We start from the raw sequence: 24,694 nt of genomic DNA on the forward strand, positions 1-24,694 counted from the left end.
TCGTCGTATTCTTTAAGTAAATCACTCAGAGCTTTTCTCCTAAGTATTCATCGCTTTCAAGTTCAATTTCAAGTAAGCGATTGTATTTTGCGGTTCTTTCACCTCTTGCTAGGGCTCCTGTTTTGATTTGTCCTGTATTTAAAGCTACAGCAAAATCTGCTATAAAAGCATCTTCACTTTCGCCACTTCTATGACTCATCACACATTTATAGTTATTTCTTTGCGCTAAACGCACAGTTCTCATAGTTTGGGTAATAGTTCCGATTTGATTTGGTTTAATAAGCACAGCATTTGCCATTTTTTTGATGATGCCTTCTCTTAAAATATCTTCATTAGTTACAAATAAATCATCGCCTACAAGCTGAATTTTATTGCCCAATTTTTCAGTAAGCTTGATCCAACCTTCAAAGTCATTTTCAGCTAAGCCATCTTCGATACTGCAAATTGGATATTTTGCACAAAGTTCTACATAGCGTTCGATCAAATCCTCACTTGAAAAAGCCTTGCCTTCCATGTGATATTTGCCATCTTTGAAAAATTCTGTACTTGCTACATCAAGAGCGATTTTTACACGATTTTCATAACCTGCTTTTTTGATACAAGTCATTAAAAGATCGATAGGTTCTGTGTTGTTAGCTAAATTTGGAGCAAAACCGCCTTCATCACCTAAAGCCGTAGAATGTCCAGAATTTGCGAGTTCTTTTTTTAATATCGCATAAATTTCACAAACTGAACGCAAAGCTTCTTTAAAACTGGTAAAACCGAAAGGCATGATCATAAATTCTTGAAAATCTACATTGTTGTTTGCATGAGCACCGCCATTTATGATATTACACATTGGTACAGGTAAAATGCTCGCATTTGCACCACCTAAGTAGCGATACAAAGGCATTCCCAAAGCAGCCGCAGCCGCACGAGCTGTTGCCATGGATACGCCTAAAGTCGCATTTGCACCTAAATTTGAGTAATTATTTGTTCCATCAAGCTCACGCAAAGTATCATCAAGTTGAATTTGATTAAAAGCATCTAGTCCTAAAATTTCATCTGCAATGCTCTCATTGATATTTGCAACAGCTTTTAAAACGCCTTTTCCGCCAAATCTTTCATCATTATCACGCAATTCTAAGGCTTCTTTTGAACCTGTACTTGCACCACTTGGAACTATGGCCGCACCTACACTTCCATCGCTTAGCGTAACTTCGGCTTTTACGGTTGGATTTCCTCTGCTATCAAGAACTTCATAGGCTCTAACATCTTCAATTACTAACATTATTCTTCTCCTTCGTCATCTTCGCTACCGCTGATCATACCTTCTATTCCCATAGAATTTTGAATCGCTTTTGTGATTTCATCTGCAATTTCAGGGTTTTCTTTTAAGAAAGCTTTTGAATTTTCTCTACCTTGTCCAAGTTTTTTATCTTTATAAGAAAACCACGCACCACTTTTATCTACGATATCAAGTTTTACACCATAATCGATCAATTCACCTTCACGGCTTAAACCCTCTCCAAACATCACATCAAATTCAGCTTGTCTGAATGGAGGAGCAACTTTATTTTTAACTACTTTTACTTTAACGCGGTTTCCTATAGGTTCTTCGTTTTGTTTTAAGGTTGCTACTTTTCTAACATCTAAACGCACAGAAGCATAAAATTTTAATGCATTTCCACCTGTTGTGGTTTCAGGAGTACCATAACCCATAGCACCGATTTTCATACGAATTTGGTTGATGAAAATTACTGTGGTATTCATTTTATGAACTATACCTGTAAGTTTTCTTAGAGCTTGAGACATAAGTCTTGCTTGAAGTCCTACATGTTGATCGCCCATATCGCCTTCAATTTCTGCTTTTGGGGTAAGTGCTGCAACGCTATCTACTACAATAAGATCTACTGCACCACTTCTTGCTATAGTTTCTACAATTTCTAAGGCTTGCTCTCCAAAATCAGGTTGAGAAACATACAAATCATCTGTATTTACACCTAAATTTTTAGCATATTTCACATCAAGTGCATGTTCTGCATCGATAAAAGCACAAACCCCACCTGCTTTTTGGCATTCTGCGATAATGTGTAGAGTTAGAGTAGTTTTACCTGAACTTTCAGGCCCATAAATTTCTATAATTCTTCCTTTTGGAACACCGCCTATACCTAAAGCAAGATCAAGTCCAACTGAACCTGTGCCTATGCTATCGATTTGCTCGACTTCTTTATCCCCTAGTCTTAAGATAGTGCCTTTTCCAAAGGTTTTATCTAAACTTTTTAGGGCAGCGTCTAGAGATTTTCTTTTATTATCATCCATAACTTTCCTTAAAATTCTAAAGATTTTTGGCTAGAATTCTAACAAAATAAAATTAAATAATGATTTATTTTGCTAGAATTAAAGCAAAGATTTACAAGGAAGCATAGATGAAAAAAATTACTATTGCACATTCTCCTGATGCTGATGATATTTTTATGTATATGGCTATTAAATTGGGGTGGATAGGGAATGATTTTGCTTATGAAAATACAGCTTTAGATATACAAACTTTAAATGAATTTGCCTTGAAAAATGAATTTGATGCTACGGCTATTTCTTTTGGGCTTTATCCTTTAATTGCTTCTGAGTATGCGCTTTTAAGCACAGCAGTGAGTTTTGGTGAAGGTTATGGGCCAAAACTCATCAAGAAAAAAGACACGCATTTAAAAAGAAATTTTAAAGTCGCTTTGAGTGGAGCAAATACCACCAATGCTTTGATTTTTCGTATGAAATACCCTGAAGCAAGAATTATTTATAAGAATTTTTTAGACATTGAAAATGCAGTTTTAAGTGGTGAAGTAGATGCAGGAGTTTTGATCCATGAAAGCATTTTAGAATTTGATCAAAGTCTTTGCGTGGAAGCAGAACTTTGGGATATATGGCTTGAATTTGCTAAAGAAAATTTACCTTTGCCTTTAGGTGGAATGGCTTTGCGTCGCTCTTTGCCTTTAAGCGATGCGATTAAGATCGAAAGAGATTTAACCAATGCTGTAAAAATTGCCGATGCAAATCGTAAAATTTTAGCCCCCATGCTTATGGAAAGAAAACTTATCCGTGTTAATGAAGAAAAACTTGATACTTATCTTAATTTATATGCCAATAAAAACTCTATTAGCATGAATCAAACTCAACTTTTAGCTGTAGATACGCTTTTTAAACTAGGATATGATTATAAATTTTATGATAAAATCATACATGTAAATGATTATCTTATCCCTAGCGAATACGAAGAAGCTAGAAATTCTTAAAAAGGATAAAAATGGACGAAAGTACCTTAGTTGCTCTTGGAGTGCAAACCTTTAAAATCACACTTTTACTTTCCTTGCCTATGCTTTTAGCAGGGCTTATTGCAGGGCTTGTAATCAGCATTTTTCAAGCAACTACACAGATTAACGAAATGACACTTTCTTTTGTTCCTAAAATCATCTTGGTTGTAGTTATTTTAATCTTTTTAATGCCTTGGATGACTACAACTATGATTGATTTTACTGAGAATATACTAAATCAAATTCCAACTTTTATCAAATGATCATTGATTTTAAAAAATACTCTTCTGTGCGTATAGGAAATGAATTTGAAGTTTTAGTTTTGGATCAAATTTGTGATTTTGATGGTTTTTTAATAGGTGGTGCAAATAACCTTTTAGTTAGCCCAAAACCTAAAAATATAGGAATTTTAGGAGATGGTTTTGATTTTATACAAATTTTAGATCAAAATAAAGATTTTATACATCTTCGCATAGGCTGTAAAACAAAATCAAGTAAAATATATCGCTTTGCTAAAGAAAATAATCTTAAGGGTTTTGAGTATTTAAGCAAAATTCCTGGCACACTTGGTGGGCTTTTGAAAATGAATGCAGGGCTTAAAGGAGAGTGTATCAGTCAAAATTTAATCAAAATTGCTACTTCTCAAGGCGAAATTCTAAGAGAAAATATAAATTTTGATTATCGTTTTTGTCCTTTAAATATGCCTTTTTTTTGGGCCGAATTTAAACTAAATTTTGGCTTTGATACCCTTAAAGATGAAGCTTTAAAAAATGCAAGAAGCAACCAACCTAGTGGAGCAAGCTTTGGCTCTATCTTTAAAAATCCAAAAAACGACTTTGCAGGACGTTTAATCGAAGCTGTAGGACTTAAAGGATTTAGCAAGGGAGATGCTATGTTAAGCGATAAACACGCAAATTTTTTAATCAATAAAAAAAATGCAAGTTTTGAAGATGCGTTTTTTCTTATCGAATTGGCTAGAAAAAAAGTCTTTGAGGAATTTGGCATAAACTTAGAAAATGAAGTGATTATTATCTAAAAATTTTCAATATATCTTTAAATTAATTGATAGTTAATTTTAATTTTTTTATTTCATTATCTATAACACTAGCTAACATTTTTGGCATTTGATTTACAATATCTTGATAATTTTGTTTTGCATCTTGATTTTTTAATGTCAAATTTAATTCTGCATTTTTTGCTACAAGAATTTTTCCATTGCTTGTAGAAATAATTTTAAAATTAACATTAGCTACACCCTCTTTACTAGTTGTGATAAAATAATTTGTAATATTTACATAAAAATCTTGCAAATTTACCACCACAACATAATCTGTAAATTTAGCATACATTTTAGCCTTATCTTTTTCTTGTGTTAAAAAAGGACTTACATTTATAAGTTTTGCATCATTAGGGCTAAAATATGACAAAGTTTTAGGACTTTGATAAATACCATTTGCAGCAGAATTAACCCAATTAAGCTTTAAACTTTGAATCAAATTTTTAGCAAATAATGTAGAAAATTCCTTATCACTCACCCTAAAACCATCTAAAAAATAACCGAAATTTTTCCTAGAAGTTAATACAATAGCAAAATCAATATCCTTATCTTTAGTGATTTGCGATTTTTTTTCAATTAAAGTAGAACTATCAAACAATGCTTTTTGTTGATTTAAATTTGGATTTGCAACATTTTGATTTAGATCTATTACTTCAAAGCTATCTGCACTTTTTTCAATTTTAATAACTTTTTTCTGAGAAAAATTATTTGCTAAAAGATTAGAACTTAAAACTAAACTTAAAAACAAAATGAAACAATACCTCATCTTCATCCTTATAAACTATTTAAATATAAAATTATACTCTTTATTTTATAAAAAATCTTGTAAAAAATTCCTAGATGAAACACAAATAAAAGGACTGGATTTATAATTTAAAGGGTTATATAAAATGTATTTTTTAGAAAAATCCCCCATAAATCCTCCATTTTGATTAATCAAAAAATCTCCTGCTACAATATCCCAAATATTAAGCTTTTCAAATCTTTTATAAACTCCTGCCCTAGCCTCTAAAATAGCACAAAATTTCAATCCAGAGCCTATATTAATAGCTTCTAATTGATGCTCTTTTGCAAAGTCTTCATCTTCTTTGCTAAGATGATTAACACTCAATAAGGCTTTATATTTATTTTTCTCGTATTCTTGCTGGTCAATTTGCAAAGGTTTATCGTTTTTATAAACCTTGGTTTTTGCATGAGCATAGAATATATCACCTTTTGATGGATTTTGTATAAGCGATAAAACAGGGCGATTGTCATGAACCAAACTTATCATAATGCAAAATTCATCACTGCCTTTTAAAAAACCACTTGTTCCATCAAGAGGATCGATAAGCCAAAAAGTTTTTAATTCTTCACACTCTTCTTTGCTGAGTAATTTTTCTTCTGATAAAATTTTAATATCCGTAGAACCTAAAATATCATTTAGAATTTTATTAGAAGCAAGATCTGCTGATGTAAGTGGGCTTTTATCTTCTTTTTCCCAAGTTTTGAAATTTTTTCTCTCTTCCAAAATAGCTTTAGAAGCTTGATTGCTAGCATTTATAGCAATTTCTAAAAATTTATCAAGATTAAGCATGATTATAAGACTTTCTATAAGATTTTTTAAAATTATACAAGAAGATTTTGTGGAATTTTTAATTTCCACAAAAATTTTAATTAAATTTTACTAGTTTCACCCAAATAAAGTTGTCTTGGACGGACTATTTTAAGACTTTCTTGCTCTTTTTGTTCTATCCACTGAGCTATCCATCCTGGGGTGCGTCCTATAACAAATAAAGTAGCAAACATTTCATTTGGAATACCTAAGGCTTTTAAAATAAGTCCACTATGAAAATCAACATTCGGATATAGCCCTCTTTGAACAAAATAATCATCGCTTAAAGCAATCTCTTCTATACGCGTTGCTACTTTAATAAGATTGGTATCAATACCCAACTCATCAATAAGTTGATCACGAAGTTTTTTAAGTACTTTTGCTCTAGGATCAAAATTTTTATAAACCCTATGCCCAAAGCCCATCAAGCGGAAAGGATCATTTTTATCCTTAGCTCTTTTGATGAATTCATCTACCCTATCAACACTACCTATTTGCTCAAGCATTCTAATAACACCTTCATTAGCTCCACCATGTGCATGACCCCAAAGCGCACCAATACCTGCTGCTATACAAGCATAAGGATGAGCGTGAGTTGAACCCACAGCACGAACTGTTGAAGTTGAAGCATTTTGCTCATGATCTGCATGAAGCATAAAAACTGTATCAAGTGCTTTTACTTCTATAGGTTTAAGCTCTACATGATCGTAAGGATAGGTTCTTAACATATATAAGAAATTTTCTGTAAAACCACGATCTAAATTTGGATAAGCCATAGGAAAGCCGTGTTTATATCTATAAGCAGTGGCCACTATAGTAGGGATTTTAGCTACTATTCTAGCTGCCATTTCCATATATTCTTCTTTTACATTCATGTTTAAATGATCAGGATAAAAAGCACTAAGCGATGAAACAGCACCTTGTAAAACTGCCATAGGATGAGCATTATCAGGGAAAGAATCAAAAAGACGATGCATACCTTCATGGATAAAAGAACGTTTTTTCATTTCATAACGAAATGCTTCAAGACGCGTAGCATCAGGCAATTCTTTATAAAGTAAAAGATGAACCACATCTAAATAAAGTTTGTTTTCAGCAAGCCACTCTATAGGATAGCCACGGTGCATTAAAATTCCGTTTTCTCCATCAATATAAGTGATTTTTGATTTACAAGTAGCTGTAGAAGTCAAGCCCTCATCATAAGAAAACATTCCTGTTTGTTTATAAAAACTTGACATATCTACAACGCTTGGCCCAGTTGTACCGTCATATATAGGAAATTCATAGCTTTTTCCATTTCTATTATCGGTTATAGTAACGGAATTTGACATTTTCGCTCCTTTTATTGTTACTTTTATTAATTCTAACAAAAAAGTACGATTATGAGTTTTTTTATTATTAAATTTTTAAGATTTTATTTGCTTTTTTGAGTAAAAAAGTAACTTTCATTTTTTAGAATTAGAAAGAAATTTAATCATACTCATAACAATAACAGCCTCAAATAACGCTGTTAAAATAAGTGCTGAATAAAGCTTCTCATCAATAACCTTGCCCGAATAACCCAGAGTAGCTGTTGCTATAAGCAAGGTTAAAGGCATAGAATGACTAAGACCAAATAAAATCATATTTTTAAAACCAATTCTTTTTAAAAAAACACTTGCACATAAAATTCTTAAACCCACCATAACAAACATAAGTAAAAATGCTTGTAAAACGATTTTATAATCTAAAATCATTTTAAGATCAAAGGTTGAACCTATATGGATAAAAAAAATAGGGATTAAAAACCCGTGTCCAAAAGTAGAAAGCTTGTGCTCAAGATCTTTTTTATGATCAAAAAAAGTAGCTATAAATGAACCTGCTATAAAAGAACCAAGAACGATTTCAAGTTTTGTAATAACCATAGCAACAATGATCAGTATAAAAATGGCCATACAAAATCTTATATCTTTTTCATTTTTATCTTCCCATGGCATAAGCACAACTTTAAGCTGAGGATACCACCAAAAAAGCACACCAAGCATTTTAAATCCAAGCAAACAAAGCCCCAAAAAGATATTAAGATATAAAATACTTTGCGCTACATCAATAATACCTGTTCCTTCGCGCAAAAAAGCTCCCGCTATAGTCAAAAGCACAATAGAAATCACCTCAGCTAAAGTAGCTACTATCATAGCAATATTTAGCCAATAACACTCTTTTCCAAAATCCTTAAAAAGTAAAGATAAAAGCCCTACACTCATCACAGGTATAATGATAACAAATACTAAAGAAAGTCCAAAAATCCATACTATAAAAGAAGATAAAGTATAAAGTAAAAAAATATAAAAAAAACTTTTTTTGGCGACTTCTTTATCCATATTAAAAAAGGCTCTTAAATTTACCTCCATACCCGCTATAAACATTAGATAATAAAAACCTACATTGGCTAAAAGTGCAAAATTTTCACTTTTTCCTATGAAACCAAAATACGCTATTATTGCCCCTAAAATAATTTCAGTAGCTGAAAGAGGCAAGCGTAAAATTCTCGCAATATGCGGAGAAAAAAGTAAGCATAAAGCTATAACAATAAGAATTTTTAGATCAATTAAACCTTGTGGATCAATGACACTCTGATGCAAAAGTAAATCCCATTTCTTTTAATTTTATTATATCTTGACTTGGTTCTTCACCTTTAGTGGTTAAATAATCCCCTATAACAATAGCCCCAGCACCTGCTTGAAAAATTTCATACTGCCTTTCTCGCAACACCACTTCACGCCCACCTGCTACCATTACCACGCTTTGCGGTAAAGCCTCTTTGGTATCACGAACAATTTTTAAGGCTTCATCAGCATTAAGTCTTGGAACTTGTAGTTTTAAATTTTCATTGGCTATAAAAAAATTAATAGGACTTGAAAAAGGCTGTAATTCTTGCAAAGATTTTCTAAAACTTAGTCTATCTTCTTCACTCTCACCCATACCATAAATTCCACCACAACAAAGCATAAGTCCTGCTTCTTTAGCGTTTAAATTGGTTTGAAATCTACTTTCCCAAGTATGAGTGGTGCAAATTTGTGGAAAAAATTCCTTAGAAGTTTCAAGATTGTGATTATAAGAAAAAATTCCTGCTTTTTTAAGTTCTTTGAGTTGCTCCACGCTTGCCATACCATTACAGGCAATTAAAAGCAAGTTAGGCACTTCTTTTTGCACAGCCTTAGCAGCCTCACAAACATACTCAAGCTTTTCATCATCAAGTCCAAGTCCTGCTGTAACCAAACAAAAACCCAAGGCTTCATTTTTCTTTGCCATTTTTGCTTCTAAAACGATTTGTGAAAGTTCTTTACGACGATATTTTTGAATATCTGTTTTTACATGGGCACTTTGGGTACAGTATTTACAGTCTTCTGAACAATTTCCACTCGCTATATTTGAAATAGCACAAAGCATGATTTGCATTCTAATCCTTCATTTCTTTTTTGATTTTACACTTTAAACATTCTAAAAATGTACCTTTTTTAAGCTCTTTTATCACTAAAGTTTCGCCACACTCTTCGCATTTTTCTTCACTTGGTTTGTATTTGCTTATAAAATTGCATTTTGGATAAGCACTACAACCATAAAATTTACCGCGTTTTGAAAAGCGTTCTACGATTTCACCTTTTTGACAACTTGGACAAGTAATACCTGTACCATTAGCTTTAGCTTTTGCAGCAGTATTTTCGCTTTCATTTTTACTTTCACTTTTTAAATTTCTTGAATACTTACATTTTGGGAAATTTAAACACGCTACAAATTCTCCAAAACGCCCTTTTCTAATAGCAAGCTCCCCGCCACAATCAGGACAACTTTCGCCTAGCTTTGTGACAGTTTTTTGACTAGCTATTTTTGTTTTTCCTTCTTCGATTTTTCTCATAAAAGGATAGTAAAATTCTTTTAAAGTTTCTTGCCAATCTGCCTTATCTTCTGCGATTTCATCTAAGGTATTTTCAAGGTTTGAAGTAAATTTACTATCTACTATATCGCTAAAATTTTTTTCAAGCACTTCGGTTACATTAAAAGCAACATCGCTAGGAATGAGTTGTTTTTTATCTATTTTTACATAATCACGGCTTGTAAGTATAGAAATGGTTGGCGCATAGGTAGAAGGGCGACCTATGCCTAAACTTTCAAGTTTTTTTACAAGTCCTGCTTCTGAATACCTTGAAGGTGGTTCGGTAAAATGTGAGTTCATTTCTAAATTTTGTATTTTTAAATTTTCACCTATTTTAAAATTTGGTAAAATTTTATCCTTATCCATATCACCATAAACTTTATAATATCCATCAAAAAGGATTTTTCTACCGCTTATTTTAAAAACTGCTCTATCATTTTTTACAAATACATTTTGAGTTTGAGAGATAGCAGGATTCATCTGACAGGCTAAAAAGCGATTGTAAATAAGTGTGTAAAGTTTTAACTCATCTTTGTCTAAAAATTTGGCCGCAATTTCTGGAGTAAAACTTAAATTTGTAGGACGTATAGCTTCATGAGCTTCTTGAGCACCTTTGGCTTTTGTAGTGTATACATTTGCTTTACTTGGAAGATAGTCTTTGCCAAAATTTGCTTGTATGAATTTTCTTGCATTCTCTATAGCTTCTTTGGCCAAATTTAAACTATCGGTTCTCATGTAGGTAATAACCCCCATCACGCCTTCATGGGTATTTACTCCCTCATAGAGTTTTTGAGCTATCATCATGGTTTTTTTAGGGTTAAAACCAAGGCGATTGCTAGCACTTTGCTGCAAGGTTGAAGTCATAAAAGGAGGCGGTGGGGCGATTTTTCTTTCTTTACTTTCAATATCATTTATATTATAAGCTTCATTTTTACAAGCCTCTAGTATGAGTTTAGCACGATCTTTGTTAGTAATGGTAAGTTTTTCTATCTTGGCTTTATCAAACTCAACTAGTTCTGCATCTAAATCTTTTTGAAAAATCATATCTATGCTAAAGTATTCTAGGGGTACAAAGGCACGAATTTCTTTTTCACGATCGACTATGATCTTTAAAGCTGCACTTTGAACACGCCCGGCACTAAGTCCTCTTTGAATTTTTTGTCCCAATAAAGGGCTGAGCTTATACCCTACAATGCGATCTAAAAGGCGTCTAGTTTGCTGAGCATTTACAGAGTGCATATCTAATTTTCTTGGATTTTTTAAAGCATTTTCTATAGCGTTTTTAGTGATTTCATGAAAAACAATACGTGGTAAGGTGTTTTCATCTTTTCCTATAGCTTTTGCAATATGATAGGCTATAGCCTCTCCTTCTCTATCCTCATCCGTTGCAAGATAGACTTCTTTGGCATCTTTGGCTTTGCTTTTAAGTTCTTTAACTAAGGCGCTATGATCACTTGTGATTCTATACTCAGGGATAAATTCATCATCTTCTATTTTAATCCCAAAGCTTGATTTAGGCAAATCTCTAATATGTCCTTTGGAAGCGATAACTTCATAATCTTTTCCCAAAAAATTTCCTATGGTTTTAGCTTTTGCAGGAGATTCTACTATGATTAAATTTTTCTTCATTTTGCACCCTTGTTAAATAAAAAGCTGAATTTAGCTAAAAATATTTAAAATTCTACTTATAAAATATATTTTAATCAAGCTAAAATATTTTAAAAACAAAACTATCATAACAAAATAAATAAAATATAATTTTAAGTAATTTTAAATACAAACCATAATTTTTAGAGTATAATAAAACAAAAAAAGGCAAAAATTATGAATGGTAAAACTTATAAATTTCATCCAAATGACACGAAAATGGATAAAAAAATAATTCAAATTACTGAAAAGTTCGGATTTAAAGCGGCTGTGTTTTCTATGGCCGCTATGACTATGCTAGGAAGCGTGGTCATTTCATCTGCTCTGCCTGCTATCAACAGACATTTTGAAGAACTTTTAACCCAAAGTGGCGCTACTCTTGCTTCAAATTTCACATTAGCTCATCTTGATATACTTGTTCGCTTAGTTTTAACCATCCCTGCTATTTTTGTTGTCATTTTATCTCCATTTGCTGGTATTTTAATGGATAAATTTGGCAAATTAAAATTCATTCTTCCAGCTATGGTGGTTTGGACTATTTCTGGAGTAAGTGGCTTTTTCTTAAATGATATTTATGCTATACTGACTTCAAGAGCTATTTTTGGTATGGCAACTGCTTTTATAATGACAGGCGCTTCGGCTTTACTTGGAGATTATTATAGTCGTGGTGGCTTTAATCGCAGAGAAAATGCTTTAAGTCTTCAAGGATTTTTTTGTGCGGTAGGGGGTGCTGTTTTTATTTCTATTGCAGGATTTGTTTCGAGTTATTCTTGGCGTTATCCTTTTTTAGTATATGGACTTGGAATTTTAATTACCTTAATGGCTATCATTTATCTTTTTGAACCTAGAAAATTTAAATTCTATAATCATACAAAAATAGAAGCAAAAACAAATTATTGGCAATTTTTCCCTATCTATTTTATAGGTTTTTTTATCATGGTAGTTTATTATATTTCGCCAACTCAACTTCCTTACTATATAGAAGAACATTTAGGATTGGATCCTAAATATATAGGTATTTCGATGTCTGTATCTGCACTATGTTATGGTTTTTTCTCTCTAAGCTATAGATATATTATAAAATTCTTAAGTATTAAAACTATCTATGTTTTAACTCTTTTTATCGTATCTTGTTCTTTTTTGCTGCTTTTTTAGTAGATAGCTTTTTTACAGTTTTAATCGCCTTAGCTTTGCTTGGAATGGGCGGAGGTATTATGCTTGTAAATAATACGGCTTATCTTTTTTCAATCTGTCCTGAAAATGCTCGCGCTAGGGCTTATGGAATTTTAGCAAGTTGTATATTTTTAGGACAATTTTTAAGTCCTATTATCTCTCAACCTATCGTTAGACAAATGGGTCTTGTAGATGCTTTTTTAATATGGTCAATAGTAATTTTTATAATGTGCATTGTGTTTTTATTTTTAAAGCAAAAACCTAGGATAAATTAATTCAATTAATTATATTCTTCATAATTTTTAATTAAACCTGATAAATTTAGGTTTAATTATCTAGGATTTACAAACTCTTTCGTAGAGTTTTATAATTATAATTTTTATCAAAGACAAGTTTTTCATTTTCCTTAACCTGCATTTTACCCTTGATATAAAAATACTCCTTATCACTGGTTTGAGTAAGAATAATATCAGCATCCATCATGCAATTTTCCCTACCAATTTTCATCTTTTGAGTGATAGTGTGTTTAGCACTTAGAGGATCTTCATTTTGAAGGACTAGCTCTCTTTTAAGATTGTGTTCTACTAAAACATCAATCTCATCAAATCTATAAATACCTTCGCCAAAAACTCCACCCACTCCATCGGTTATACAAGCGTAAGTATCGCTTAAAATATCATAAGTTATACTCCTATCTACCCTACCTTCTTTAAGCAAAGTAAGAGGAGTTAAAGGAGCACTTTGAGCTTCTAAATTCACTTTATTGCTATCCTTGCCACTAAAAACAGGTAAAGCAAAATCGCATTCATTTAAATCCAAAGTCAAGGTCACATTTTCAGGCATAGGCCAAAACATAGGCCAAAAGGTTGTAGCCAAAGAAAGTCTTATCTTAGATCCCTTAGCAAAACGATATCCACAACAATCAAGCCTTAGCTCTCTTTGGATCCATTCATTTTTTATCAAGGGTGTAAATTCACTTCTTTCTTTATTTAAGGCTAAATTTAAAACCCCATAGATCACCCTTTGTACAAAGCCATCTTCCCTTACTTCACTAAGTTGTGCAAAAAGCATAGCTTTAGGCTTATCGCTATTTAATTTCACTTTTAACAAGGGATAACCTAAAACATCAAACTCATCTTGCAAAATTTCACTTTCAAAAACCACAGCTAAACCATCATCTAATCTTTGATCTGCAGGACTTTCTCCCAAAACGACTGCTCCCATCCACTCTCCAGCTAAAAGTCCATGATTTTGTGGGGTATTAATCTTAATGCTTTGCTTGCTTTTTTCTTGAGTGAGTCTATAAGGATTTAAAAAATAGGCATGATAATTTATATCCTTACTAGGATAACTTTCTAATCCCACAAAACGCCCTTTAACCTCACTCACTTTAGAACTAGGTTTTAAAGGATCTTCTATATAAGCTTGTATCATAGGACAATCAAGAACATTATTATCTTCATCTTTTAGCCATTTATCCCACCATTTTAAAGCTTCTTGTAAAAATCCCATAGCAGGAGCTGGAAAACCATCGTGCGGATAAACATGAGCCCAAGGGCCTATAATGGCTTTTCTTGGAACCTTTAAACCTTGCATGAGAGTAAAAACAGGATTGGTATAAGAATCAGCCCATCCATCTAAAGCAAAAACAGGTGCTTGTATATCCTCATAATTTTCACTCACCGAGCCATGTTTCCAATACTTATCCTTTAAATTATGTTCCATCCATAAAGCAGGCCATAAAGGCATATTTTCAAGTCTATGAAGCCATTTCTCTCTTCCATTTGGATCAATTTTTGGATCTACAAAACGGGCTTGATAAGCAAGCATGATATTGCCCCACCAAAAATTATCATTGAGCAAACACCCGCCTTTATAATGTATATCTTCATTGTATCTATCATCGGTAAAACCCACCACTATAATGGCTTTTAAATTCTTAGGTCTTCTAGCAGCCACTTGCAAAGAATTAAAACCACCCCAAGACTTACCCATCATGCCTACTTTGCCATTGCACCATTCTTGTTTGGCTATCCATTCTATAAGCTCTAAGGCATCATCTTGTTCTTGCTTTAAATACTCATCTTTTAAGAGCCCATCAGATTCCCCACTGCCTCTCATATCCACTCTTACAACAACATAACCATTGCCTGCAAAATAGCCATGCATAGGTTCATCTCTTGTTCTTGTACCATCATTTTTTCTATAAGGAATGTATTCTAAAATAGCAGGAAGTTTCTCATCGGTTTGTGGAAACCAAATTCTAGAAGAAAGCCTTGTGCCATCCTTTAAAGTAATCCAAATATTTTCTATCACTTTCACTTTAAATTTAAAATCTTTAATTATTTTCTTCATATTTTTTTCCTTTTTTATTGTATTTTTTTATCCAAAACAAACAAAAATTAGCACCCATAATAGCCATAGCAATCATGATACTAAAATAGATATGAAAACCCTTTACTCCTTGATATTTATCAAGCAAATCTCCGGCTAAAACAGGTGCAAAAACTTCAGGCAAATATCCAAAAGTAGAAACTATACCTATGGCCATACCAGCTAAATGTACAGGAATTTTACCCTCGCTTAATAAAGAATAATAAATACTAAAATTAGAATACATAGCCACATAAACAATCACACAAGCTAAGGTTAAAGCCACCATTTGTATAAAACCACCCCAATAAGCACTAAACATTAAAAGCACCACTCCAAGTCCCATGGTTACAAAACCCACTAACATAACCTTAGCCTTTCCAAAACCATCAGCTACAAAACCACCTACTATAGAAACAATGGGGCGTATATAAGAGGCTAAAACCGCTAAAATAGCTGCAAATACAGCAGAAGTACCTATAACATTACTCGCATAAGGGGTAAAATAATAAAAACTCATATTGAAAAAATAAGTACAAAAAGTGATGGCCACCACAAGCCATAAAGCAGGATTTTTAATAAGAGATAAAAAATCACTCCATTTTAAATTTTCACTTTTTTCATGCTTACTCTCTTTTAAAAGAAACAAAATCACTGCACTAATTATAGAGCTAAAGAATAAAAAATGATAATCATCTCTATACCCTTAGAAGCTAAAGCCTTGGTTTGAAAATAGCCAAAAATAGCCGTAGCAATAGCTAAATGTATAGTGCTAACCACACCACGACCCCCTTCAAAGACCCCATAAGCTCTTGCTTGCTGGCTAAAGTGCGTATGATTTTCATCAAAGAAGGCCAAAAAGTAAGAAGCGAAGTAATACCCCAAAGCCCATAAATAATCATAAGAGCCTTAAGCGAAGTAAAATAAAGATGAAGCAAACCCCCACATCCTGTAGCACCAAAGAAAAGATCAAAAGCTTCTTAGGAGCAAAACGATCTGCTAAATATCCACCCAAAGCATAAGAAAAAAGTCCTAACAAACCATAAGCACTACCTAATAAACCCATTTGAAAATTATCTAAATGATACAAAGCCATATAATCATCATAATAATACTTTCTAAAATAAGGCAAACCATAAATAATAGAACCACAAAAAGAAAGCAAAATCAAAGTGAAAAAATTCTTTTTTAAAAGTATTCTTCATGGCTTCTCCTAAACAAATCTAATTTTAGTATTACATATTTTTAGTATTTTTTTAAAAAAATTAGAAAAATTTTAAAAGCTAATTTAAATTTTTGTAGATTATTTACACATTTGACAAAAATAAAACATACAAGAAAAAGAATAAAATAAAAAAATTATTTCAACAAGGAAAATTACCCTTGTTGAAATATATTACAAACCTACCGCACTTAAAGTTTGGTATTTACTCATATAAATTTGAGCTTCAATTTTTCTCATCGTATCAAGTGCTACTTGAACTACAATAAGTACGGAAGTACCGCCAAAATGAAAAGGCACACCCATAAATTTCACCAAAACCCAAGGCAAGGTTGCAACAAGTCCTAAATAAATAGAACCTGATAAAGTTAAACGAGAAGCCACTTCGTTAAGATAATTTGAAGTTCCCTCACCTGGACGAATTCCAGGGATAAAACCGCCTTGTTTTTTCAAATTTTCTGCTATATCTTTAGCGTTAAATACAATAGAAGCATAAAAATAAGCAAAGAAAATTACAAACAAGAAAGTTAAAACATGAAACAAATAACCATTTGGATTTAAAAAGTCATTAATGGCTTGTAGATAAGGATTTGTACTAGTTTGTAAAATTGTTGTTGGAAACATCAAAATCGCACTAGCAAAAATCGGTGGAATAACCCCACTAAGATTGAGTTTAATAGGAATATAATTCATAATGCGTTTGTTTTGATTTTGCATTACAACTTTACGAGAATAAGAAATAGGAATTCTTCTTTCTCCAAGTTCTACATAAATAATCACGCCTATAGTGATTAAAATCAAAGCAAAAATTGCAAAAGCGGTCAAGAAATTCATCTCGCCTGAATTGATTTGCCCTACAGTTCCTGAAATCGCTCTTGGAATACCTGAAACAATACCTGCAAAAATGATTAAAGAAATACCATTTCCTATACCTCTTTGTGTGATTTGTTCGCCAAGCCACATTAAAAGCATAGTTCCTGCAAGCATAGAAATAGCACAAAGTGCGATAAACATATTTAAATCTTCTACCATTATAGCCCCTGCACCACCACGACCGTGCAAGCTTTGCAAACCTATAGCAACGCCTATACTTTGAACCAAAGTAATCACAATAGTCGCATAACGGATAATTTGCATATATTTTTGCATACTATCACGCTCTTTTTTCATCTTACCAATATTTGGAAAAGTTGCTGCAAGAAGCTCCATAATAATAGAAGCAGTGATATAAGGCATAATACCTAAAGAAATGATAGAAAAGCGTTCAGCCGCTCCACCACTAAAAACATTAAATAAACCCAAAGCATTGTTTTGATTGTTATTAAAAAATTCCGCAATCACATCAGCATTGACGCCAGGAACTGGCACATAAGCCAGAACCCTATAAGCAAATAAAAATGCTAAGGTGATTAAAATCTTATTCGTCAATGCTCTATTCATTATTTTGATCCGGTGACGCTAATATTCTCGTCTTTGATTTTTGATACTAAGTCTTTTGCACTTGCACCAATTAATTTGATTTTATTCACAGATTTTGAAATTTTGTGAACACTTTTAATGCTCTCAAATGTAATTTCACTAAGCTCTTTTACAGCTGTGATTTTTTCAACATTGATCACATAAGGTTTTTGAATTTTAGAAGTAAAACCTACTTTTGGTAGTCTTCTTTGAAGTGGTTGTTGACCCCCTTCAAAACCTCTTTTTTCATTATAACCTTTTCTAGCAGTTTGACCTTTACCCCCTTTAGTAGCAGTCTTACCCATGCCAGAACCTTGACCACGGCCAATTCTTTTAGTTTTATGCGTTGAACCCGCTGCTTTTGTTAAATTCATCTTCTTATCCTTTTAACATTGTTAAAGCTTTGATTGTAGCACGAACCACATTAGCTGAATTATTTGAACCCAAAGACTTGGTTAAGATGTCTTTAATACCTGCAAGTTCCACGATAGGGCGTGTAGAACCACCTGCAATAACTCCTGTACCTTCACTAGCTGGTTTAAGTAAAATTCTACTTGCGTTATATTTTACCTCTACATCGTGAGCGATAGTTGAGCCTTTAGTTTTAACTTCAACGATATTTTTAAACGCATCGTCAACAGCTTTACGGATGGCATCTGGAACTTCCTTAGCCTTACCATAACCAACACCTACTAAACCTTTGCGGTTTCCAACGATAACTAAAGCAGTAAATCTAAATCTTCTACCACCTTTAACAACCTTAGTAACTCTGCCGATATCGACGATTACTTCTTCAAATTCTTCTCTATTATATTTTTCCATCGATTTACCCCTTATAGCCTAATGCCATTTTCTCTTAAAGATTCAGCCAATGCTGCGATAACACCATGATATACATAACCATTTCTATCAAAAACAGCTTGTTCTATCTTTTTAGCTTTTAAAGTTTTAGCAAATTCAGCAGCGATTTTTTTAGCACCTTCTTTATTTGCTTTAACGCCAAGTTTGCGTCCATCAACTGCTGCTAAAGTTACAGCTTTTACATCATCAATCGCTTGGATATATAGAGTTCTGTTTGATTTAAATACAGAAATTCTTGGAAAATTTTCACAACCTGAAATTTTCGCTCTAATTCTTTTTTTTCTTTTGATTCTTAAAGTTAGTTTTCTTTTTAATACATTTGCTCTCATATTCTACCCTTACTTCTTAGATGTCTTACCAGCTTTGCGGATAATGCGTTCATCAGAATACTTAACGCCTTTTCCTTTATATGGCTCTGGTGGTCTAAATTCACGAATTTGAGCAGCAACTTGACCTACAACTTGTTTATCACTTCCTTTAACTGCAATAGTATTTTTATCCACTACAATTTCAATTCCTTCTGGAATATCATAATTAATAGGATGAGAAAAACCAAGGCTTAGTTCTAAAACTTTACCTTTTAAAGCTGCTTTATAACCAACTCCATTGATTTCAAGAGTTTTTGAAAAACCTTGAGTTAAACCTACAACGATATTGTAAGCTAAAGCTCTGTAAGTTCCCCAATAAGCTCTACTTTGTCTGTCTTCACCTTTTGGAGAAAAAAGAATATTATTATCTTTAATCTCAACATTTACATTTGCTTTAGTATCAAGTTCTTTTGCTAAATTTCCTTTTTTAAATTTAAGCAAATTTCCTTCTAATTTTACTTCTACTCCTGCTGGAATAGCAATCGGTTGTTTACCTATACGAGACATATTTTTCCTTTTTATTTGTCTAGGATATTTCTACTTTTTTAAAAGAATGGATACCCAATGCCATAAAAAGCAGATTTTTTACCAAATGGTACATAAAATTTCGCCGCCAACACCTGCTTTATAAGCTTCATCATTAGCTAAAACGCCATGACTTGTGCTAACTACGATAGTACCATAACCATTTTTAAAACGCTTGATTTCATCTTTACCTTTATAAACACGACGACCAGGCTTAGAAATTCTTTTAAGCTCATTGATAACACTCTTACCTTTTTCATCGTATTTTAAAACTACATTGATAAATTTCTTTTTATCTTCTTCAATAACATTAAAACTCTCAATATAGCCCTTAGCTTGAAAAATTCCAACTAAAGCTTCTACAACTTTAGAATGTAAAAGCTTGGTTGTTTCAAGCTTTCTCATTCCTGCATTTCTGATACGAGTGAGTGAATCTGAAATAATATCATTTATCATATTTTATCCTTACCAACTTGCTTTCTTAAGACCTGGAATCAAACCTTCGTTGCCCATTTTTCTTAAGCAAACTCTGCAAATTCCAAAATCTCTATAAACCGAATGCGGACGCCCACAAATTTGGCATCTTGTATAAGCTCTAACTTTAAATTTAGGCTTGCGTGCCGCTTTTGCAATCATTGATTTTTTAGCCATCTTACTTTCCTTTTGTAAATGGCACACCGATAAGTTCTAATAACTTTTGTGCCTGTTTGTCATTTTGTGCTGTTGTAACTATAGAAATGTTCATACCATGAGTTCTTAAAATTTTATCATACTCCACTTCTGGGAACATCAACTGCTCATCAAGACCGAAGTTATAGTTTCCGCGTCCATCAAAACCATCTCTACTTAAACCTCTAAAGTCTTTCACCCTTGGCAAAGCAATAGAAATTAATTTATCAAGAAAAGCATACATATTTTCTTTTCTTAAAGTTACCATTACACCCACAGGAAAACCTTCGCGAACTTTAAATCCTGCAACTGATTTTTTAGCTTTAGTAATCACAGCCTTTTGTCCTGCAATTAAAGAAATAGTATCTGCAACATTTTGCAATACTTTTTGATCTTTAGCCAACTCACCAGCACCTACGCTGATAACTACTTTTTCGATCACAGGGATAAGCATAGGATTTTTAATATCAAATTCTTTAACCAATGCAGGTTTAATGCTTTGATTATATTTTTCTTTTAATCTCATCATCGCTTACTCCTGAACTTTTGCCACATTGGAAATATCCATTGGCATTTCTTTATTGATAAAACCACCATTTGGGTTTTTCTCACTCGGCTTAATAGCTTTTTTAGCGATTTTACATCCTTCAACTACCACTTTAAGTGTTTTTGGATATACCGCTAAAACTTTACCTGTTTTACCTTTATCATCGCCTGTGATAACCTTAACGCTATCACCTTTTTTGATTTTTAATTTAACCGCCATTATAATACCTCCGGTGCTAGTGAAACGATTTTCATAAAGCCACCATATCTAACTTCTCTGCCCACTGGCCCAAAGATACGAGTTCCGATAGGCTCTCTTTTGTTGTCAAGAATAACCGCAGCATTTTCATCAAAACGAATCAAAGAACCATTATCTCTATGAATTTCTTTTTTAGTTCTAACGATAACCGCTTTTACCACTTGACCTTTTTTAACTTTTCCATTTGGTAAAGCTTTTTTAACAGATGCAACGATTACATCACCTACGGTAGCGTATCTTCTTTTGCTACCCCCTAAAACCTTGATACACATTAATTCTTTTGCACCGCTATTATCAGCAACTGCAAGTCTTGTAAAACTTTGAATCATTACTCAACTCCTGTAGCTAATACAGATTTTAAGCGAAATGATTTTCTTTTTGAAAGTGGTCTGCATTCTACTGCAACAACAGTATCACCCACTTTAACTTCATTTCTCTCATCATGAATTAGATATTTTTTAAAGCGTTTAACAATTTTTCTATATCTTGGATGAACCACTTTTCTTTCAACCAAAACACTTGCGGTTTTTTCACCAGCGATTTTAACAACAACGCCTTGAATTTCTCTTTTAAATGCCATTTTCTATCCTTATCTTAAAGCGTTAATTGCTGTATTTATTCTAGCAATGTCTTTTTTTACTTGGCTAATCTCTTTTGGATTAGTAAGTTGCATTGTTTTTAGCTTTTGTTTTAAAGTGAATAAAAGCACCTTTTTTTCTTTTAGCATTGTTGCAAGCTCAGCTGCTGTTTTATCTTTAATCTCAGTATATTTCATTTTGGCTCTCTCTTGTAACAAACTTAGTTTTAAATGGAAGTTTATGCATAGCTAAAGTCAATGCTTCTCTTGCCATTTCTTCGCTTACTCCTGCCATTTCATAAATAATACGACCTGGCTTGATATTCATTACCCATTCTTCAACAGCACCTTTACCTTTACCCATACGAGTTTCTAAAGGTTTTTTTGTCAAAGGCTTATCTGGGAAAACTCTAATCCAAGTTTTTCCTTGTCTTTTAACAAAACGAGTTAAAGCGATACGCGCTGCTTCGATTTGGCGTGAGTTAATGCGTCCTGCTTCAGTTGCTTTTAATGCAAATTCACCAAAAGTAAATTCTGTTCCACGATTAGCATAACCTCTGTTACGCCCTTTCATCATTTTGCGATATTTAGTTCTTTTTGGCATTAACATGATTATTTACCCCTTCTTGTGCGTCTTGGCTTTTTAGCTGGAGCACTTTCTTCAGTTTTTTCAGGTTGCATACCTTTGTGCAATACTTCACCTTTAAAGATCCATACTTTAACCCCTATGTTTCCATAAGTAGTTCTAGCTTCTGCAAAACCATAATCAATTTTTGCTCTTAAAGTATGAAGTGGAACGCGTCCTTCAAGATACCATTCTGTTCTTGCCATTTCAGCACCGCCTAAACGACCAGAAACTGAAACTTTAATCCCTTTAGCACCTGCTTTTTGCGCACCTTGAATTACTTTTTTCATCGCTCTTCTAAAAGCAATTCTTTTTTCAAGTTGAGTTGCAACACTTTCAGCAGCAAGTTGAGCTGAAGCTCCTGCTTTTCTTTCTTCTTTAATATTGATATTTACATCTTTACCGATTAAATCTTGCAATTCTTTTCTTAAATTATCAACATCACTACCTTTTTTACCGATGATGATACCTGGTCTTGCGGCAACTACAGTAACGCGAAGTTTTTTAGCAGTTCTTTCTACTAAAATTTGACTGATTCCTGCGTAATAAAGTTTTCTTTTTAAGAAAGCTCTGATTTTGTAATCTTCACCGATATTTTCTACTAAATTTGCTTTAGTCGGAAACCATCTTGATTCCCAATTTCTATTGATTCCTAGTCTTAGACCAATTGGATTAACTTTTTGTCCCATTAGCTTTCCTTTTTCGCTGTTGCTTTTTTAGTGCTTGTTGTTTTTTTAGCTGGAGCTTTTGTTGTAGTAGTCTTTTTAGCTGCTGGAGCTTTTTTAGCTACTGTTTTTTTCTCTTCAGCTTTCACTTCTGCTTTTGCCACTTCTACTAAAATATGTGAAGTTGGTTTTCTAATACGACTTGCACTTCCTCTAGCTCTTGGTCTAAATCTTTTTAATACCGCAGCTGCGTCAACACGACAACTTTTTACAACCACTTCGTTTGCTTCAAAGCCACCATTTGCTACTGCACTTGAAATTGCATTTGCGATGTATTTTGCACCTTTATTTGGCATAAATTTTAAACTAGCCATAGCTAATTCTGCATTCATCCCCTGAACTTCTCTAGCAATCAATCTTGCTTTAGTTGGAGATAATCTTATGAATTTAATTAATGCTTTACTCATATCTTATCCCTTACTTACCAATTTTCTTTTGCACAGAGCCTTTATGCCCTTTGAATGTGCGTGTTGGAGCAAATTCACCAAGTTTATAACCGATGTGATTTTCAGTAATATAAACCGGAATGAAGCTTTTACCATTATGAACATTAAATGTAAGTCCTATCATATCAGGAGTAATTGTGCTTCTTCTTGACCAAGTTTTAATTGGTTTATTATCATTAGCCTTTTTAGCAGCGATGACTTTTTTCATTACATGATCATCAACAAAAGGACCTTTTTTTAGTGATCTAGCCATCTTACTTTCCTTTTCTTCTTGAAATTATTAGCTTATCGCTAGCTTTTTTACGACGAGTTTTCGCACCTTTAGTTGGTTTACCCCATGGAGTTACTGGATGACGGCCTGAATTTTTCTTACCTTCACCCCCACCGTGCGGGTGATCTACTGGGTTCATTGCAGAACCACGAGTTTGCGGGCGGATACCTCTATGGCGATTTCTACCTGCTTTACCGATAGTTACATTAGCCCATTCTTCGTTACCTACTTCGCCGATACTTGCCATACATTCAGCTAAAACTTGTCTCATTTCGCCGCTTGCAAGTCTTAAAATAACATATTTTTCTTCTTTACCCATAAGTTGTGCGTAAGCACCCGCAGAACGAATCATTTGACCGCCTTTACCTGGCTTTAACTCAACATTATGAACAATAGTACCCACAGGAATGTTTTTAAGTTTCATTGCGTTACCTGGTTTAATATCAAGTCCGCTTTCAGCAGCTGCAACGATATCGCCAACGCTTAATCCACGTGGTTGAAGAATATATCTTTTTTCCCCATCTTTATAAGCAATCAAAGCAATTCTACAATTTCTATATGGATCATACTCGATTGCTTCTACTTTGCCTTCTATACCGAATTTACGACGTTTAAAATCAATAATTCTGTAAAGTTTTTTAGCACCCGCTTCTTTATGACGACTTGTAATTCTTCCATAGCTATTACGACCTGCGTGCACTGGAAGTTTAACAAGTAGTGAGCGCACACTTGGTTTAGCTGTAATATCTTCAGAACTTAAACCTGTGATATATCTTCTACTTGGAGTATATGGTTTATAAGTTTTAATTGCCATCTTAAGCCTCCGTATTTTCTAAGCTAACACCTTCAGGTAGCTTAACATAGAATTTTTTGTAATCGTTTCTTTGACCTAAACGACCTCTAAAACGCTTAACTTTTCCATCCATTCTTAATGAATTGATGCTTTTTGGAGTTACACCAAAATACTCTTTTAAAACCGCTTTTAAGCCTGTTTTAGTCATCTTTGGTGAAGTTTGAATAACTACGACACCTTGCTCTTGCAAATTCAAACTTTTTTCTGTGTAAAGTATAGTCTTTATATCAGTAATATCTGCCATA

The 24,694-nt window shown here is 33.1% G+C and carries 33 protein-coding genes and 1 pseudogene; 4 read left to right on the forward strand and 30 right to left on the reverse strand.

Annotated elements, in window-relative coordinates:
• Positions 1-25 precede the first annotated feature (25 nt).
• Positions 26-1,270, reverse strand: coding sequence for a phosphopyruvate hydratase (gene eno, locus AT682_RS08780; protein WP_002882234.1), 1,245 nt, complete (start codon positions 1,268-1,270; stop codon positions 26-28).
• Entirely contained in the window at positions 1,270-2,301 is a 1,032-nt protein-coding gene (recA, locus tag AT682_RS08785) for a recombinase RecA (RefSeq protein ID WP_002851424.1), read from the reverse strand. Before recA ends, eno begins: the two co-directional genes overlap by 1 nt.
• A 107-nt stretch (positions 2,302-2,408) precedes the next feature.
• Here recA and AT682_RS08790 point away from each other — a divergent pair, with 107 nt between their 5' ends.
• From AT682_RS08790 to murB, 3 genes are read left to right on the forward strand one after another with little or no spacing between them, the layout of a single operon-like run.
• Complete coding sequence (locus tag AT682_RS08790; RefSeq protein ID WP_002882235.1) at positions 2,409-3,269, forward strand: menaquinone biosynthesis family protein; 861 nt, start codon at positions 2,409-2,411, stop codon at positions 3,267-3,269.
• Positions 3,270-3,280: 11 nt separating this feature from the next.
• The gene (fliQ, locus tag AT682_RS08795; protein WP_002851290.1) at positions 3,281-3,550 is read left to right on the forward strand and encodes a flagellar biosynthesis protein FliQ; all 270 of its coding nucleotides are present in this window, start codon (positions 3,281-3,283) and stop codon (positions 3,548-3,550) included.
• Positions 3,547-4,323: a UDP-N-acetylmuramate dehydrogenase gene (gene murB, locus AT682_RS08800; RefSeq protein WP_002882236.1), complete on the forward strand. Its 777-nt coding sequence runs from the start codon at positions 3,547-3,549 to the stop codon at positions 4,321-4,323. Before fliQ ends, murB begins: the two co-directional genes overlap by 4 nt.
• Positions 4,324-4,345: 22 nt before the next feature.
• Here the strand turns inward: murB and AT682_RS08805 are convergent, their stop codons facing one another.
• From AT682_RS08805 to topA, 6 genes are all read right to left on the reverse strand, one after another.
• Positions 4,346-5,116, reverse strand: a complete 771-nt coding sequence (locus AT682_RS08805; protein WP_079254198.1) for a hypothetical protein — start codon at positions 5,114-5,116, stop codon at positions 4,346-4,348.
• Between the two features lie 39 nt (positions 5,117-5,155).
• On the reverse strand, positions 5,156-5,920 hold the full coding sequence (gene cysQ, locus AT682_RS08810; protein WP_002882237.1) for a 3'(2'),5'-bisphosphate nucleotidase CysQ: 765 nt from the start codon (positions 5,918-5,920) through the stop codon (positions 5,156-5,158).
• Between the two features lie 80 nt (positions 5,921-6,000).
• Positions 6,001-7,269 (reverse strand): citrate synthase, encoded by a 1,269-nt coding sequence (gene gltA, locus AT682_RS08815; RefSeq protein ID WP_002851494.1) that lies wholly within the window; start codon positions 7,267-7,269, stop codon positions 6,001-6,003.
• A 114-nt stretch (positions 7,270-7,383) separates the two neighbouring features.
• Positions 7,384-8,559 (reverse strand): cation:proton antiporter, encoded by a 1,176-nt coding sequence (locus AT682_RS08820; protein ID WP_002869286.1) that lies wholly within the window; start codon positions 8,557-8,559, stop codon positions 7,384-7,386.
• Positions 8,540-9,376: a biotin synthase gene (bioB, locus tag AT682_RS08825; RefSeq protein WP_002882238.1), complete on the reverse strand. Its 837-nt coding sequence runs from the start codon at positions 9,374-9,376 to the stop codon at positions 8,540-8,542. Before bioB ends, AT682_RS08820 begins: the two co-directional genes overlap by 20 nt.
• A 1-nt stretch (position 9,377) precedes the next feature.
• Positions 9,378-11,480, reverse strand: a complete 2,103-nt coding sequence (gene topA, locus AT682_RS08830) for a type I DNA topoisomerase (protein WP_002882239.1) — start codon at positions 11,478-11,480, stop codon at positions 9,378-9,380.
• A 195-nt stretch (positions 11,481-11,675) separates the two neighbouring features.
• On the opposite strand from topA, the pseudogene AT682_RS08835 reads away from it, so the two are divergent.
• Positions 11,676-12,946, forward strand: a pseudogene (locus tag AT682_RS08835) (MFS transporter).
• A gap of 67 nt (positions 12,947-13,013) precedes the next feature.
• On the opposite strand, the gene AT682_RS08840 reads toward AT682_RS08835, so the two are convergent.
• The 22 genes from AT682_RS08840 to rplW form a co-directional block, all read right to left on the reverse strand.
• Complete coding sequence (locus tag AT682_RS08840; RefSeq protein WP_002882240.1) at positions 13,014-15,026, reverse strand: CocE/NonD family hydrolase; 2,013 nt, start codon at positions 15,024-15,026, stop codon at positions 13,014-13,016.
• Positions 15,010-15,693: an MFS transporter gene (locus AT682_RS08845; protein WP_002882241.1), complete on the reverse strand. Its 684-nt coding sequence runs from the start codon at positions 15,691-15,693 to the stop codon at positions 15,010-15,012. Before AT682_RS08845 ends, AT682_RS08840 begins: the two co-directional genes overlap by 17 nt.
• A 14-nt stretch (positions 15,694-15,707) precedes the next feature.
• Positions 15,708-15,929 carry a hypothetical protein gene (locus AT682_RS09970; protein WP_236017593.1) on the reverse strand — a complete coding sequence of 74 codons (222 nt, stop codon included), beginning with the start codon at positions 15,927-15,929 and terminating at the stop codon, positions 15,708-15,710.
• Positions 15,930-15,942: 13 nt separating this feature from the next.
• Entirely contained in the window at positions 15,943-16,215 is a 273-nt protein-coding gene (locus tag AT682_RS08850) for an MFS transporter (RefSeq protein WP_002882243.1), read from the reverse strand.
• A 225-nt stretch (positions 16,216-16,440) separates the two neighbouring features.
• Entirely contained in the window at positions 16,441-17,706 is a 1,266-nt protein-coding gene (secY, locus tag AT682_RS08855; protein ID WP_002860827.1) for a preprotein translocase subunit SecY, read from the reverse strand.
• The gene (rplO, locus tag AT682_RS08860; RefSeq protein ID WP_002851292.1) at positions 17,706-18,098 is read right to left on the reverse strand and encodes a 50S ribosomal protein L15; all 393 of its coding nucleotides are present in this window, start codon (positions 18,096-18,098) and stop codon (positions 17,706-17,708) included. Before rplO ends, secY begins: the two co-directional genes overlap by 1 nt.
• Positions 18,099-18,102: 4 nt before the next feature.
• Entirely contained in the window at positions 18,103-18,546 is a 444-nt protein-coding gene (gene rpsE / locus AT682_RS08865; protein WP_002779428.1) for a 30S ribosomal protein S5, read from the reverse strand.
• 11 nt (positions 18,547-18,557) lie between these two features.
• Positions 18,558-18,914: a 50S ribosomal protein L18 gene (gene rplR / locus AT682_RS08870; protein WP_002785535.1), complete on the reverse strand. Its 357-nt coding sequence runs from the start codon at positions 18,912-18,914 to the stop codon at positions 18,558-18,560.
• A 9-nt stretch (positions 18,915-18,923) separates the two neighbouring features.
• A complete protein-coding gene (rplF, locus tag AT682_RS08875; RefSeq protein ID WP_002851302.1) occupies positions 18,924-19,460 on the reverse strand; it encodes a 50S ribosomal protein L6 in 537 nt (178 codons plus the stop codon).
• 78 nt (positions 19,461-19,538) lie between these two features.
• On the reverse strand, positions 19,539-19,934 hold the full coding sequence (gene rpsH, locus AT682_RS08880; protein WP_002851353.1) for a 30S ribosomal protein S8: 396 nt from the start codon (positions 19,932-19,934) through the stop codon (positions 19,539-19,541).
• A gap of 9 nt (positions 19,935-19,943) precedes the next feature.
• Complete coding sequence (gene rpsN / locus AT682_RS08885) at positions 19,944-20,129, reverse strand: type Z 30S ribosomal protein S14 (protein WP_002851478.1); 186 nt, start codon at positions 20,127-20,129, stop codon at positions 19,944-19,946.
• Position 20,130: 1 nt separating this feature from the next.
• The gene (gene rplE, locus AT682_RS08890) at positions 20,131-20,676 is read right to left on the reverse strand and encodes a 50S ribosomal protein L5 (RefSeq protein ID WP_002851453.1); all 546 of its coding nucleotides are present in this window, start codon (positions 20,674-20,676) and stop codon (positions 20,131-20,133) included.
• A 3-nt stretch (positions 20,677-20,679) separates the two neighbouring features.
• Entirely contained in the window at positions 20,680-20,913 is a 234-nt protein-coding gene (gene rplX, locus AT682_RS08895; RefSeq protein WP_002779437.1) for a 50S ribosomal protein L24, read from the reverse strand.
• Positions 20,913-21,281 carry a 50S ribosomal protein L14 gene (gene rplN, locus AT682_RS08900; protein WP_002779438.1) on the reverse strand — a complete coding sequence of 123 codons (369 nt, stop codon included), beginning with the start codon at positions 21,279-21,281 and terminating at the stop codon, positions 20,913-20,915. The genes rplX and rplN overlap by 1 nt, the downstream gene beginning before the upstream one ends.
• The gene (gene rpsQ / locus AT682_RS08905) at positions 21,281-21,532 is read right to left on the reverse strand and encodes a 30S ribosomal protein S17 (RefSeq protein WP_002851549.1); all 252 of its coding nucleotides are present in this window, start codon (positions 21,530-21,532) and stop codon (positions 21,281-21,283) included. The genes rplN and rpsQ overlap by 1 nt, the downstream gene beginning before the upstream one ends.
• Before the next feature lie 9 nt (positions 21,533-21,541).
• Complete coding sequence (gene rpmC / locus AT682_RS08910) at positions 21,542-21,727, reverse strand: 50S ribosomal protein L29 (RefSeq protein ID WP_002851566.1); 186 nt, start codon at positions 21,725-21,727, stop codon at positions 21,542-21,544.
• Positions 21,714-22,139 carry a 50S ribosomal protein L16 gene (rplP, locus tag AT682_RS08915; protein ID WP_002779441.1) on the reverse strand — a complete coding sequence of 142 codons (426 nt, stop codon included), beginning with the start codon at positions 22,137-22,139 and terminating at the stop codon, positions 21,714-21,716. The genes rpmC and rplP overlap by 14 nt, the downstream gene beginning before the upstream one ends.
• 2 nt (positions 22,140-22,141) lie before the next feature.
• Complete coding sequence (rpsC, locus tag AT682_RS08920) at positions 22,142-22,843, reverse strand: 30S ribosomal protein S3 (protein ID WP_002851138.1); 702 nt, start codon at positions 22,841-22,843, stop codon at positions 22,142-22,144.
• Positions 22,843-23,286 carry a 50S ribosomal protein L22 gene (rplV, locus tag AT682_RS08925; RefSeq protein WP_002855723.1) on the reverse strand — a complete coding sequence of 148 codons (444 nt, stop codon included), beginning with the start codon at positions 23,284-23,286 and terminating at the stop codon, positions 22,843-22,845. The genes rpsC and rplV overlap by 1 nt, the downstream gene beginning before the upstream one ends.
• Before the next feature lie 10 nt (positions 23,287-23,296).
• Complete coding sequence (rpsS, locus tag AT682_RS08930; protein ID WP_002851509.1) at positions 23,297-23,578, reverse strand: 30S ribosomal protein S19; 282 nt, start codon at positions 23,576-23,578, stop codon at positions 23,297-23,299.
• A gap of 1 nt (position 23,579) precedes the next feature.
• Positions 23,580-24,410 (reverse strand): 50S ribosomal protein L2, encoded by an 831-nt coding sequence (gene rplB, locus AT682_RS08935; RefSeq protein WP_002869292.1) that lies wholly within the window; start codon positions 24,408-24,410, stop codon positions 23,580-23,582.
• Between the two features lies 1 nt (position 24,411).
• Positions 24,412-24,693, reverse strand: coding sequence for a 50S ribosomal protein L23 (rplW, locus tag AT682_RS08940; protein WP_002856384.1), 282 nt, complete (start codon positions 24,691-24,693; stop codon positions 24,412-24,414).
• Position 24,694 lies beyond the last annotated feature (1 nt).

It is taken from the genome of Campylobacter jejuni, from assembly GCF_001457695.1.
GTDB lineage: Bacteria > Campylobacterota > Campylobacteria > Campylobacterales > Campylobacteraceae > Campylobacter_D > Campylobacter_D jejuni.

Bases quoted from the DNA above. Each gene is read 5' to 3' on its own strand.
- eno (WP_002882234.1), bottom strand. From the start codon at position 1,270: ATGTTAGTAATTGAAGATGTTAGAGCCTATGAAGTTCTTGATAGCAGA.
- recA (WP_002851424.1), bottom strand. From the start codon at position 2,301: ATGGATGATAATAAAAGAAAATCTCTAGACGCTGCCCTAAAAAGTTTA.
- AT682_RS08790 (WP_002882235.1), top strand. From the start codon at position 2,409: ATGAAAAAAATTACTATTGCACATTCTCCTGATGCTGATGATATTTTT.
- fliQ (WP_002851290.1), top strand. From the start codon at position 3,281: ATGGACGAAAGTACCTTAGTTGCTCTTGGAGTGCAAACCTTTAAAATC.
- murB (WP_002882236.1), top strand. From the start codon at position 3,547: ATGATCATTGATTTTAAAAAATACTCTTCTGTGCGTATAGGAAATGAA.
- AT682_RS08805 (WP_079254198.1), bottom strand. From the start codon at position 5,116: ATGAAGATGAGGTATTGTTTCATTTTGTTTTTAAGTTTAGTTTTAAGT.
- cysQ (WP_002882237.1), bottom strand. From the start codon at position 5,920: ATGCTTAATCTTGATAAATTTTTAGAAATTGCTATAAATGCTAGCAAT.
- gltA (WP_002851494.1), bottom strand. From the start codon at position 7,269: ATGTCAAATTCCGTTACTATAACCGATAATAGAAATGGAAAAAGCTAT.
- bioB (WP_002882238.1), bottom strand. From the start codon at position 9,376: ATGCAAATCATGCTTTGTGCTATTTCAAATATAGCGAGTGGAAATTGT.
- topA (WP_002882239.1), bottom strand. From the start codon at position 11,480: ATGAAGAAAAATTTAATCATAGTAGAATCTCCTGCAAAAGCTAAAACC.
- AT682_RS08840 (WP_002882240.1), bottom strand. From the start codon at position 15,026: ATGAAGAAAATAATTAAAGATTTTAAATTTAAAGTGAAAGTGATAGAA.
- secY (WP_002860827.1), bottom strand. From the start codon at position 17,706: ATGAATAGAGCATTGACGAATAAGATTTTAATCACCTTAGCATTTTTA.
- rplO (WP_002851292.1), bottom strand. From the start codon at position 18,098: ATGAATTTAACAAAAGCAGCGGGTTCAACGCATAAAACTAAAAGAATT.
- rpsE (WP_002779428.1), bottom strand. From the start codon at position 18,546: ATGGAAAAATATAATAGAGAAGAATTTGAAGAAGTAATCGTCGATATC.
- rplR (WP_002785535.1), bottom strand. From the start codon at position 18,914: ATGAGAGCAAATGTATTAAAAAGAAAACTAACTTTAAGAATCAAAAGA.
- rplF (WP_002851302.1), bottom strand. From the start codon at position 19,460: ATGTCTCGTATAGGTAAACAACCGATTGCTATTCCAGCAGGAGTAGAA.
- rpsH (WP_002851353.1), bottom strand. From the start codon at position 19,934: ATGATAAATGATATTATTTCAGATTCACTCACTCGTATCAGAAATGCA.
- rpsN (WP_002851478.1), bottom strand. From the start codon at position 20,129: ATGGCTAAAAAATCAATGATTGCAAAAGCGGCACGCAAGCCTAAATTT.
- rplE (WP_002851453.1), bottom strand. From the start codon at position 20,676: ATGATGAGATTAAAAGAAAAATATAATCAAAGCATTAAACCTGCATTG.
- rplX (WP_002779437.1), bottom strand. From the start codon at position 20,913: ATGGCGGTTAAATTAAAAATCAAAAAAGGTGATAGCGTTAAGGTTATC.
- rplN (WP_002779438.1), bottom strand. From the start codon at position 21,281: ATGATTCAAAGTTTTACAAGACTTGCAGTTGCTGATAATAGCGGTGCA.
- rpsQ (WP_002851549.1), bottom strand. From the start codon at position 21,532: ATGGCATTTAAAAGAGAAATTCAAGGCGTTGTTGTTAAAATCGCTGGT.
- rpmC (WP_002851566.1), bottom strand. From the start codon at position 21,727: ATGAAATATACTGAGATTAAAGATAAAACAGCAGCTGAGCTTGCAACA.
- rplP (WP_002779441.1), bottom strand. From the start codon at position 22,139: ATGTTAATGCCAAAAAGAACTAAATATCGCAAAATGATGAAAGGGCGT.
- rpsC (WP_002851138.1), bottom strand. From the start codon at position 22,843: ATGGGACAAAAAGTTAATCCAATTGGTCTAAGACTAGGAATCAATAGA.
- rplV (WP_002855723.1), bottom strand. From the start codon at position 23,286: ATGAGTAAAGCATTAATTAAATTCATAAGATTATCTCCAACTAAAGCA.
- rpsS (WP_002851509.1), bottom strand. From the start codon at position 23,578: ATGGCTAGATCACTAAAAAAAGGTCCTTTTGTTGATGATCATGTAATG.
- rplB (WP_002869292.1), bottom strand. From the start codon at position 24,410: ATGGCAATTAAAACTTATAAACCATATACTCCAAGTAGAAGATATATC.
- rplW (WP_002856384.1), bottom strand. From the start codon at position 24,693: ATGGCAGATATTACTGATATAAAGACTATACTTTACACAGAAAAAAGT.